This window comes from Brevundimonas sp. (assembly GCF_032055285.1).
GTDB lineage: Bacteria > Pseudomonadota > Alphaproteobacteria > Caulobacterales > Caulobacteraceae > Brevundimonas.
Map to the genome: position 1 here is coordinate 115,735 of NZ_DAMBRE010000004.1, position 10,081 is coordinate 125,815.

Annotated in this window: 10 protein-coding genes and 1 tRNA gene; 6 read left to right on the top strand and 5 right to left on the bottom strand. The window is 66.4% G+C overall.

Annotated elements, in window-relative coordinates; all coding sequences use genetic code 11:
* Positions 1–4 precede the first annotated feature (4 nt).
* From RTY13_RS10755 to RTY13_RS10775, 5 genes are read left to right on the top strand one after another with little or no spacing between them, the layout of a single operon-like run.
* On the top strand, positions 5–1,561 hold the full coding sequence (locus RTY13_RS10755) for an exopolysaccharide biosynthesis polyprenyl glycosylphosphotransferase (protein WP_312783347.1): 1,557 nt from the start codon (positions 5–7) through the stop codon (positions 1,559–1,561).
* A complete protein-coding gene (locus tag RTY13_RS10760; RefSeq protein ID WP_312783348.1) occupies positions 1,561–3,012 on the top strand; it encodes a lipopolysaccharide biosynthesis protein in 1,452 nt (483 codons plus the stop codon). The genes RTY13_RS10755 and RTY13_RS10760 overlap by 1 nt, the downstream gene beginning before the upstream one ends.
* Entirely contained in the window at positions 3,009–3,941 is a 933-nt protein-coding gene (locus RTY13_RS10765) for a glycosyltransferase (RefSeq protein ID WP_312783349.1), read from the top strand. The genes RTY13_RS10760 and RTY13_RS10765 overlap by 4 nt, the downstream gene beginning before the upstream one ends.
* Positions 3,938–4,681, top strand: a complete 744-nt coding sequence (locus RTY13_RS10770) for a polysaccharide deacetylase family protein (RefSeq protein ID WP_312783350.1) — start codon at positions 3,938–3,940, stop codon at positions 4,679–4,681. The genes RTY13_RS10765 and RTY13_RS10770 overlap by 4 nt, the downstream gene beginning before the upstream one ends.
* Positions 4,678–5,643: a glycosyltransferase family 2 protein gene (locus RTY13_RS10775; RefSeq protein ID WP_312783352.1), complete on the top strand. Its 966-nt coding sequence runs from the start codon at positions 4,678–4,680 to the stop codon at positions 5,641–5,643. The genes RTY13_RS10770 and RTY13_RS10775 overlap by 4 nt, the downstream gene beginning before the upstream one ends.
* Here RTY13_RS10775 and RTY13_RS10780 read toward each other — a convergent pair.
* Positions 5,640–6,341, bottom strand: coding sequence for a hfsB (locus tag RTY13_RS10780; protein ID WP_312783354.1), 702 nt, complete (start codon positions 6,339–6,341; stop codon positions 5,640–5,642). The two genes, RTY13_RS10775 and RTY13_RS10780, sit on opposite strands and share 4 nt — an antisense overlap.
* A gap of 55 nt (positions 6,342–6,396) precedes the next feature.
* Positions 6,397–7,842 carry a chain-length determining protein gene (locus RTY13_RS10785; RefSeq protein WP_312783355.1) on the bottom strand — a complete coding sequence of 482 codons (1,446 nt, stop codon included), beginning with the start codon at positions 7,840–7,842 and terminating at the stop codon, positions 6,397–6,399.
* A 120-nt stretch (positions 7,843–7,962) separates the two neighbouring features.
* On the opposite strand from RTY13_RS10785, the gene RTY13_RS10790 reads away from it, so the two are divergent.
* The gene (locus tag RTY13_RS10790) at positions 7,963–8,682 is read left to right on the top strand and encodes a polysaccharide biosynthesis/export family protein (protein ID WP_312783356.1); all 720 of its coding nucleotides are present in this window, start codon (positions 7,963–7,965) and stop codon (positions 8,680–8,682) included.
* Between the two features lie 14 nt (positions 8,683–8,696).
* Here the strand turns inward: RTY13_RS10790 and RTY13_RS10795 are convergent.
* The 3 genes from RTY13_RS10795 to RTY13_RS10805 all read right to left on the bottom strand — a co-directional run bounded on the left by RTY13_RS10795 (position 8,697) and on the right by RTY13_RS10805 (position 9,891).
* Positions 8,697–8,773 (bottom strand) — tRNA-Pro (locus tag RTY13_RS10795).
* 67 nt (positions 8,774–8,840) lie between these two features.
* Positions 8,841–9,317 (bottom strand): DUF192 domain-containing protein, encoded by a 477-nt coding sequence (locus tag RTY13_RS10800; RefSeq protein ID WP_312783357.1) that lies wholly within the window; start codon positions 9,315–9,317, stop codon positions 8,841–8,843.
* A gap of 25 nt (positions 9,318–9,342) precedes the next feature.
* Positions 9,343–9,891: a cold-shock protein gene (locus RTY13_RS10805; protein WP_312783358.1), complete on the bottom strand. Its 549-nt coding sequence runs from the start codon at positions 9,889–9,891 to the stop codon at positions 9,343–9,345.
* Positions 9,892–10,081: the final 190 nt, after the last annotated feature.

A 10,081-nucleotide genomic window follows, 5' to 3' on the forward strand; every position in this document is an offset into this window, starting at 1 on the left:
CCCTATGACGTCCGCCGAATCCCTATTTCCCGTCGCGGACGGCGCCAGGCTTCGGACCAAGGTTGTTCATGACTCCCTACAGTCGGCGCCTGATTCGGCGACGGTGAGGGGGCGAGCGCGGCGAGGTCCCTTCCGCCCCGATCTCTGGCTGAACACCCGTCAGCGCAACGCGGCCCGTCGACGCGTCTTCTATTTCCGCAGCCTGGATATCTTGGCCGTGGTGGCGACAGTTGTCGTTGGCATCGCCCTCCTGGCTGGCGGCGCCCCGCTGTCAGCGCGCCTGATCGATGCAGCGCCCCTGATTCTCGGCGGCCTGATGATATTGGGGCTGCTTCGCTCGCTCGGCCTTTATCGTTTCGACAAAAACCATAGCGTCTTGCTTCACCTGGCTGGCGTAGGCGCCGTCGTCGCCCTTGGCGCCGCCGCAGCCTCCGCTCTTGGGCTGGCGCTGCATGGCGCCGCCATGCCTTGGCGCCTCTACCTAGCCTGGTCCGCAGCGCTTCTGGTTCTCCTGCCATGCCTGCACATGATCTGGAGCCTGATGGTCGCCGACTGGCGCCAAAAAGGCGCACTGACGCCCAGCATCGCGGTCGTAGGCGCCACGCGCCACGCGGAGCGCCTGATTCATGAAGCGCTGGAACGCCGCGACCTGAACGTGCTGGGCGTTTTCGACGACCGGCTGGCGCGCTCACCCGACGCGATCGGCGGCGTCCCGGTTCTAGGCGAGGCCGACGCCCTGCTGAACCACCGACTGACGCCCTACATCGACCAGATCGTCTTGGCCATCGACCCGAAGGCCGAGGCGCGCGTGCGTGACCTGACCGCTCGTCTCAGCGTTCTGCCCATCCGCCTGACCCTTTTGGTAGACCCCAAGACAGCCGAACAGCGCAACGCTGCTCTGGAAAAGCTGGCTCAGGCGCCGATGGCCCCGCTCGAGGGACCCGTCGATCATGATCGACGTGCCTTCAATAAGCGTCTCCAGGATGTGATCCTGGCTTCCGCTGGCCTCCTCCTGCTGTCGCCATTCCTGCTCCTCGTCGGCGCCTTGGTTCGATTGGACAGCCCCGGCCCAGCCATGTTCCGCCAGCGTCGGCACGGCTTCAATCAGGAGGAGATCGTGGTGTGGAAATTCCGCACCATGCGCCACGACGCCGCCGACGCCACCGCGAGCCGCCAGGTGACGGCCGACGACGACCGCATCACCCGCATCGGGCGTTTCCTGCGCGCGACCAGTCTGGACGAGTTGCCCCAGTTGCTGAACGTCATCCGCGGCGAGATGTCCCTGGTCGGCCCCCGTCCCCACGCCATAGGCATGAAGACCGGCGCGATCGAGTCCGCCCGGCTGGTCGCCGACTATGCCCACCGCCATCGCATCAAGCCCGGCATGACCGGCTGGGCCGCCATCAAGGGTTCGCGCGGCCCCATGCATACGGCGCCGGAAGTCCGCCGCCGCGTGCAGTTGGACATCGATTACATCGAGCATCAGTCCTTCTGGATGGACCTGTGGATCATCGCCGTCACCATTCCCGTCCTCCTTGGGGACCGGATGTCGGTGCGCTGATGTTCTGGCGCGGGGTGCTGGGCTATCTGCCCGCCAACATCATTCAGGGCGTCGTCGGCTTCCTGGCGATCATCGTCTACACGCGCCTGCTCAGTCCCGACGACTTCGGCCGCTATGCCCTGGCCTTCTCTGTCATGACCATGGCCCACGTCGCGACCTTCAGTTGGCTGGAGGCGGCCATGGCGCGCTTCTGGGCGGCCCAGCGCGAAGGCGCCGACATGGCCAGCCATTTCGCCAGCCTGTATCGCACCACCTTCATCATGACCGGCCTGTTCCTGCCGTTGGCGGGTCTGGTCATCTGGCTATGGCCGATGCCGCACGACTTGCGTCTGCCGATTGCGGTGGGCCTGATCGGCATCCCCGTGCGGTGCCTGACCAAGCTGGCGCAAGAGCGCTATCGCGCGGCTGGCGAGGTGCGCAAGGCCGCCAGCCTCGACATCTGGAACACCCTGGCGGGCTTCGGCGTCGGTGCGGCCTTCGCCCTGGGCGGCGCCGGCGGCGCCTCTCCGCTTGCCGGCCTGCTCATCGCCCCCCTGTTCGCCCTGCCCTTCATCCTGCCCGGCGAACTGCGCGAGGCCCGCAGCGGCTATATCGATCGCGCACGGCTCAAGAGCTACGCCGTCTATGGCTATCCGATCGCCGCATCCCTGGGTCTGGCCCTGGTGCTGGCCTCGACGGATCGTTTCCTGCTGGCCCTGTTCATGGACGAGGCGGCGGTCGGCGCCTATCACGCTGGCTACAGCATCGCGAACCGCACTCTTGATGTCCTGTTCATCTGGCTGGGAACCGCCGGCACGCCCGCCCTCGTCATGGCGCTGGAGCGCGGCGGGCGCGACCAACTGACCGCCGCCGCCGGCGAACAGGTCTCGACCCTCATCCTGATCGGCCTGCCCGCCGCTGTCGGCGTGGCGCTGGTGGCTCGCCCCCTGGCTGAATTCATGATCGGCGAAGATCTGCGCCATGCCGCCGCCCAGGTCACGCCCTGGATCGCCCTGTCGGCTTTGCTGTCCGGCCTCACCGTCTACTACTTCCACCAGGCCTTCACCCTGGGTCGCCGCACCGGCTGGCTCCTGGCGGCGATGAGCGTTCCGGCCCTCGCCAATGTCGTGCTCAACATCCTTCTGATCCCGCGCTTCGGCGTTCTGGGCGCAGCCTGGGCCACGACCGCCAGCTTTGCGGTCGGTCTGGTCGCGTCCTGGGCAATGGGGCGCCGCATCATGCCCCTGCCCCTGCCTTGGACTACCTTGTTCCAGTGCAGTCTGTGTGCGGGCATCATGGCTGTGGTGGTCTGGTTCCTGCCGCCCATCGGCGGCTTCCCCGAGTTGATGCTGGACGCCTCGGTCGGGGCGACGGTCTATGGCGCCTGCGCCTTCGCCATCAATGCGGGCGGCGTACGCGATCTGACGCAACGGCTGCGCGGTGTGATCCAGGCGCGAAGGGCTGCGGCATGAACGTCGTCGTTCACGACAACTCAGTCTGGATGCGCGCCGAACCGACGCTTTCGGTGCTGATCCCCTTCCTGCGCGACGATCCAGTGGCGCTGCTCGCCCTGCTCGACCGGGAAGCGGCCGCACTGAACGGCGCCGTCGAACTGGTCATGCTGGACGACGGCACCCATGACGCCGACCTGACCCGCCGTCTGATCGCTCAGGCTGACGCCAGCGCCCTGCCCATCCGCCTGATCTCCCTCTCCGCCAACGAAGGCCGCTCCGTCGGGCGCAACCGGCTGGCGACCGCCGCACGCGGGTCCAGTCTGCTGTTTCTCGACAGCGACATGCGCCCCGACCACGCCCGCTTCCTACAGACCTGGAGCGATCTGGCGCGAGCAGGCGAAACTGCGGTGGCCTTTGGCGGCTTCTCCCTGCTCCAGGCGCCTGACGACGCTCGCTTCGCCGTCCATCGCAGCATGGCGGCGCGTTCCGACTGCACCCCGCGCGAGCAGCGGGCGCTGCAGCCCGAAAAGCACGTCTTCACCTCCAACCTCCTGGTCCGCCGGGACGTGTTCGAGACCGAGGCCTTCGACGCGGGCTTCTCCGGCTGGGGCTGGGAAGACGTCGAATGGGCCATGCGCGTCTCGCGCCGCTTCAAGGTCGAGCACATCGACAACCCCGCCACCCACATGGGCCTAGACACGGTCGAGACCCTGGCCGCCAAGTACGAGCAGTCAGCGCCCAATTTCGCCCGAGTCGTCGCGCGCCATCCCGACTTCGTCGCCGCCTATCCCAGCTATCGCGTCGCGCGACGCCTGCAGAGCGTGCCAGGTCTGAAGATGATCCGCCCCCTGTTCAAGCAGGCCGCGCGCCTGACCATCCTGCCGGTCGCCATGCGCGCCTTCAGCCTGCGCCTGTATCGCGTCGCCCTCTACGCGGAGGCGATATGATTAAGCCGTACACACCTGACGTCAGCCTGGCGGGCAAGCTGCGCCGACGCTTCGCCCGAATGACCCACAAGCGCCCGGCACGACTCGATTTGGCTCGACCAATCGTCAGCTTCACCTTCGACGACATTCCGGCCAGCGCCGCTCACGCGGGAGCCGAAGCCCTGGAGCAACATGGCGCGTGCGGCACCTTCTACGTCTGCGCGGGCTTGTTCGGGAAAGAGGGACACATGGGCCGTTTCGCCGACGCCGCCGAGATAGGCGACCTGATCCTCCGTGGCCATGAGGTCGCGGGCCATACCCTGAATCACGTCGATTGCCATCGTACGGCGCCGGCCGCTCTGGATGTCGATCTGGACGCCAACGACGCCGCCCTGGGTGCGTTGGGCGCCGCCTCACTGCATTTCGCCTACCCCTATGGCGAAGTATCGCCGCGCTCCAAGAAGCAGCTAGCGCGCCGCTACGCCTCGCTCCGCGGCGTTCACAAGGGCACGGTTCGCAATGGGGACGACCTGAACCAACTGCCCGGCGTCGGCATCGAGGGGCCTGACGGCGAGACGATCGCCCGCGCCTGGATCGACCGTGCAGTCGCCGAAAAGGCCTGGCTCATCCTCTACACCCATGACGTTCGTGAGGCGCCTTCGCCTTGGGGCTGCACGCCTGAGGTGCTTGATCGACTGGTTGGTCATGCCTTGGCCGCCGGATGCGAGGTCCGCACGGTCAGCGAGGTCCTGTCGGCATGAGAGAACAAGCCGACGTGGCCGTCATCATCCCCACCCTGCGCCGTCCTGACAGCCTCGAACGCGCGCTGCGTTCGGTCATGGCCCAGACCGGCGTGACCGCGCGTCTGAAAGAAGTGGTCGTGGTCGACAATGATCCTCAGGCCAGTGCGCGCGAAACCGTCGAGCGCCTCGCCGCCGAGTCCGTCCTGCCGATCCTGTGGCGCCACGCCCCGCAACCCGGCGTCGCCACCGCGCGCAACGCAGGCCTCGCGGCCACCATCGCTCCCCTGATCGCCTTTCTTGACGATGATGAAGCCGCGTCCTCGGGCTGGCTCTCTGCCCTGGTCGGCGCACAGGCCTCCACTCGCGCCGACGCCGTCTTCGGCCCCATTCGCGGACGGGTTCCAGAAGGGACAGGCTGGTCGACGCCCTATCTGGAACGCTTCTTTGGCCGCGAAGGTCCAGCCGAGACGAGTCTCATCGACACGGCCTACGGCTGCGGGAACGCGCTGCTGGTGCGTGCGACCGCCCTGCCCGGCGCCGCCCCCTTCAATACAGCCGCCGACCAGGCCGGCGGCGAAGATGACGCCCTCTTCGCCGCCTTGGCGGCACGAGGCGGCCGTTTCGGATGGGCTGCAGACGCCTGGGTCGATGAGTTTGCGCCGTCGCACCGCGCCACCCTGCGTTACGCCCTGACGCGCGCCTTCGCCTACGGTCAGGGTCCAAGCCAGACCGCCGCCGCCGCTCGTGACTGGCTCGGGGTCGCGCGCTGGATGGCGATCGGCGCCGCCCAGACCGCCATCTGGGGGGCCGCAGCCTTGGGCTTGACGCTGGCGGCTAGCCCCCGTCGGGCAGACCTCATGGACCGTTGCGCGCGCGGCTTGGGAAAAGTGTTCTGGATGAAGAACTTCGAGCCGCGCTTTTATGGGATGCACGAGATGGCGCGCCTGGAGCGTCAGCCCTGTGCCGCGTCCAAGGGCTAACCCGCCAAGCGTTTCAAGATCGACGGCGGCGTCCAGGTTGAACGGTTCATGACCACGCCCGCGATATGGCCGCCCACGGCGTCGATCTCGTCGCGTAGCGTCACCGGTTCACTGGCCGAAGTCGTCTCGGCGGCCAAGACGATGATGGTGGCGTCCACGAACGGTGCAAGCGTGATCGCCATGTCGCTGCGATCCGCAGCCGGGGTGTCGATGACCACGGTATCGGCGTGACCCCGCAGTCCTGCCCAATACCGCGCCTCGCCGAGCGGCTCGACCCTTTGGCCGGCGCGCGTCAATTCCATGTGAAAACGTGTAACGAACAGTCGTCCGCCCAGGCAGGCTCGCGCCGTCATCAGACGCGCTGGCGGCACCGGCAAACCATCACGCCCGCGCATCGGCGGCGTCACCGCATAGAAGGCTGAACCATCGGGAGAGGCCTGCACCGGGGCAGCAAGGCGCCCAAAGCGTTCCGGTTCAGCGGCAATGGCGTCCATCTGGCCTTGCTGGGCCAGATCGCCATCGATCAACCACACCGGCTTCCGGGCCCGCACAGCCGCGAGACGCGCATACTCGCGCGCCACGGTCGAGACCCCTTCCCCAGAGGTTGCCGACACGAACTGGAGCACGCGGCCGCGATGAGCCGACGCTGGTCCCAACGCCGCCCACAATCCCGCCATTTCCGTTGTCAGATCGACCATCGAATCGGTTACGCGTCCACCCTCTTAGCTGCAGCCTAGCACGCCCCTCGGCGGGTCAGGCGCGCTTCATCGGCGCCACCGCCAGAACCGGCAGCTGCAGAGTCCGACTGGCCGTCGAAGGCATCGAAAAGCCCCTGCGCAGGAAGACCCGGAGCAGACCCACGCAAAGGGCCGTAAAGCCCGCGAACAGGAAGGCTGCAATGAACAGCAGCGCCTTCATGCTCTTGCCCCTCGAAGGCGGCTGCGCGCGCTCGATGACCGTGACGTTGTCGGCGCCGGCTTTCACCAGTTCATTGTCAGCTCGACTTTGGGTCTCGCGCAGTTGGAACTCTCGGATCGACTGCGACAGAACCTCGCGATTGCCCGACAAGGTGGCGTTGCGGGATTCCAGCTCGGTCAAACGAGCCTGACGCGCCCGCAAGTCGACAACCTGGCGGTCAAGAACGGCAAGGCGTGCCGCCAGGGAGTCACGTTCGGCCTGGGCATTGATGCGCGTGGTTTCCAGCTCGACCCAGATGGGGTTCGGGCCGGTGCGGACCTCCTTGGCGCCTACCGCCGTGCCTGTGCCGACATAGGCTTGCAACTGAGCGATCTGGGTTTCGATCTCGCGCACCGGCGCCGCATCGGGTTGGTAGCGCGCCAACAGGGTTTCACGCTGGGTCCGCAGTTGCAGGATCTGGTCCTGGGCGGAGATATTGAGGTCCTGCTGCAGGGCGATTTCCGCCGGGGTGCGGTTTTGCTGGGCCACCAGGGTCGCCAGACGTTGCGAGGCCTGGTTCAACTGGGCCTGCACATTCATGCGCTCGGCGAAAATGGACTGATAGGTTCCAGCCAGGGTCGCCTTGGCCGTGGCGAAATCACCGATGTTGTTGCTGCTCAGAAAGGCCTCATAGGCCCGGTCCGCATCGGCCAGCTCGCCCTCGAAAGTCTGGCGTTGGGTCTGGATCGCCGGCGTGGCCCGATCCTGGAAGATCTCGCGACGATAGGTCAGGTACTGGTCGATGACGGTGTTCAAGACGCGCGCCGACAGCGCCGGATCATCGCTCTTGTAGGAAAGGCTCACCACCGGGCTCTGAGGCGCCGCCGAGACGTCAAGGCCGCCGCTTACCGCGCGCACGGCCGAGGCTTCTTGCTCCTCAGGCGTCCCGGTCGCCGGCTTGCCGTCTTGGAAGGTCTCCACGCCCAGGGCGCGGACCACGCGCTGCTTGACCTCCAGGCTGTTCAGGATGGCGGCCTCCGACTGGGCCACCTCTCCCGCGGCGGGCGGCGTGGCGCGGTCCGTGGCGCCGACACGCGGCTGATAGACATATTCCTGACCTACGCCGACAAACAGGCTCGCGCCGGCGGTGTAGGTCTTCTTCATCGTGAACGCCATTGCGGCGCCTAGGGCGAACAGCACCAGGAAGATCACCACCATCAGCAACAGCTCGCGGAACAGCAAGGCCACGACGTCGACGACGCCGTACCGAGGCCGGGCTGCTGCATGTGCAGTCGAACGCATGAACTAAGCGAATCCTTTTGAATCCCTACGCGCCACCTTTGCCGTCCGCGCGTTAACCACGTGTTACCCATAACCGGTCAGCCTCGCCTCAATCTGAATTCAAGCTGGGCCGCCGCCTCAATGACCCCTGACCGTCGCCTCATCCTGCTCGGCCTGACCGCCAGCCTCGCCGGATGCGCCAGCGCCGCCCCCAGCGACACGCGACGCGTTCAAGGCGTTCCAACTTCGCAGTTTCCCGACATAGCCTTCGCCGAGTGGACGGATGTCGAGCCAGAATATCTGCTCTATCCAGGCGATGAGATCGAGGTGGCCACGCCGACGGCGACCGAGTTGACGCGACAGGTGAAGATCGGCCCGGACGGGCGCGTCTCCCTCCCCCTTCTCGGTCATGTCATGGCCGCCGATCGCACGCTGTCACAGCTCGAGGCGGACATTTCGGCTGGATACGCCCCCCAACTGCGCCGCCCAGCGATCGAGGTTACCTTGCGCCAGGCTGGCCCGCTCAAGGTCTGGGTCGATGGCGAAGTCCGCAATCCCGGCGTTTTCGACATGCCGGGCGATATCGACGCCTACCAGGCCCTCGTCTTGGCGGGGGGCGCGCTGCCCTCGGCCAAGGCCCAACAAGCCGCCCTGATTCGACGCGGCCCCGGAGGTGTTCGCATGATGCGCGTGGTGGATCTGCGTCCGCGCGAGGGCGAGGTCGTGGCGCTGCGCCGCGGGGATATCATCTTCGTGCCGCGTTCGACCTTGGGCGAACTGGCGGCCTTCTTCACCCTGTTCCGCGCAGCCATGCCGATCGGCTTCAGCTATTCATTAAACGGCGGCTACGCCTCGACCTGAAAGAGGTCCATCCATGGTCGGGGCGAGAGGATTCGAACCTCCGACCCTCTGGTCCCAAACCAGATGCGCTACCAGGCTGCGCTACACCCCGAACCGATGGAGCGCCCTCATGGCACGAGCGGCGCCTAACCGCAACGTATTGAACGCCTTAATCCAGTTTAGGGACGAAAGAAGCTGTGGCGAACCTGGTCGCCGGGCTTGGCGCCGATCTCCTCGGCCCGGCCGGCGCGCAGTTCCAGCACGCCGTTGGCCGCACCGTTTGAAGGTAAGGGCGTTTCCGAATAGGGCGTGGCGTGGCTGGCGATCGACACGATCCGCCCCTGCGGGTCGATGTAGATGATGTCCAGCGAGCTGGGCGTGTTCTTCATCCAGAAGCTCTGCTCGCTGGCTGCCGGAAACTGGAACAACATCCCCCGGTCGCCTTCCAGCGGCGGACGGTACATCAGCCCACGCTCACGCTCGGCGTCGTCGTCAGCGATCTCGACCAGGAACTTGTGCTCGCCCGAAGCGGTCACAACGCTCAGCGGCTCAAGCGGCCGGCCTGCGGCGTCCACGGGCCCCTTGGGCGCACAGGCCGAGGCCAGGCCTGCGACCGCAAGAAAGCCCGTCAACAGCATACGTCGCGAGAAACCCATGACTTCGCCCCTCAAAGGGCGAAACCTACTCGCCCGGCCTGATCTCGGCCACCACGAGGCCCTTGGGGCCGTCAGCGAACCGCACCTGCACCGCATCACCCGGAACCAGATCATCCAGCCCGCAGCGTCGCAGCGTTTCGACATGGACAAAGATATCGCCAGCCGCCCCGTCGCGCACCACGAATCCATAGCCCTTGGTCCGATTGAACCATTTGACGACGGCCGCCTCCAGCGGGCCGTCGCTCAGCGCGTCATAGGTCGCGCGCGGCGAGGCCGAGGCGCGCGAGATTTCGCGGCGGACCGGCGTCGGCGCGCCCTCACCCAGGTCGATAACGCGCACGACCTGCCAGCCCTTGGGGCGACGTGCACATTCGCAGGTGATCGGCGCGCCCTCGGCCGCGGCCTCATGGCCGCCATCACGCAAGCTGCTGACGTGCAGAAGCACGTCCTTCAACTCGGTCAGCCCAGGCTCATCCGGCACGATGAAGCCGTACCCTTTGCCAGGATCGAACCATTTCACCGTACCGGCGATCAAAACGATGTCCGGCGCTTCAATCTCGTCGTAATCCGACAACTCACAACCCCCGCCTGCAACGCGCGCAGAGACTATGATTAACACGGTTCTGTGAGCAGCGGAAAATCAAAAATGACGATTTTAAGGTCGCACGCGCGAATGACGTCTGCGCTGAAGAAGCGCCGCCGAGCCTTCAAAATGCAGGGAAGGCTCCGCGTGGCAGTCCCTAGGGGAGTCGAACCCCTCTTTT

Bases quoted from the DNA above. Each gene is read 5' to 3' on its own strand.
- RTY13_RS10790 (WP_312783356.1), top strand. From the start codon at position 7,963: ATGACCCCTGACCGTCGCCTCATCCTGCTCGGCCTGACCGCCAGCCTC.
- RTY13_RS10780 (WP_312783354.1), bottom strand. From the start codon at position 6,341: ATGGTCGATCTGACAACGGAAATGGCGGGATTGTGGGCGGCGTTGGGA.
- RTY13_RS10785 (WP_312783355.1), bottom strand. From the start codon at position 7,842: ATGCGTTCGACTGCACATGCAGCAGCCCGGCCTCGGTACGGCGTCGTC.
- RTY13_RS10760 (WP_312783348.1), top strand. From the start codon at position 1,561: ATGTTCTGGCGCGGGGTGCTGGGCTATCTGCCCGCCAACATCATTCAG.
- RTY13_RS10770 (WP_312783350.1), top strand. From the start codon at position 3,938: ATGATTAAGCCGTACACACCTGACGTCAGCCTGGCGGGCAAGCTGCGC.
- RTY13_RS10800 (WP_312783357.1), bottom strand. From the start codon at position 9,317: ATGGGTTTCTCGCGACGTATGCTGTTGACGGGCTTTCTTGCGGTCGCA.
- RTY13_RS10765 (WP_312783349.1), top strand. From the start codon at position 3,009: ATGAACGTCGTCGTTCACGACAACTCAGTCTGGATGCGCGCCGAACCG.
- RTY13_RS10775 (WP_312783352.1), top strand. From the start codon at position 4,678: ATGAGAGAACAAGCCGACGTGGCCGTCATCATCCCCACCCTGCGCCGT.
- RTY13_RS10755 (WP_312783347.1), top strand. From the start codon at position 5: ATGACGTCCGCCGAATCCCTATTTCCCGTCGCGGACGGCGCCAGGCTT.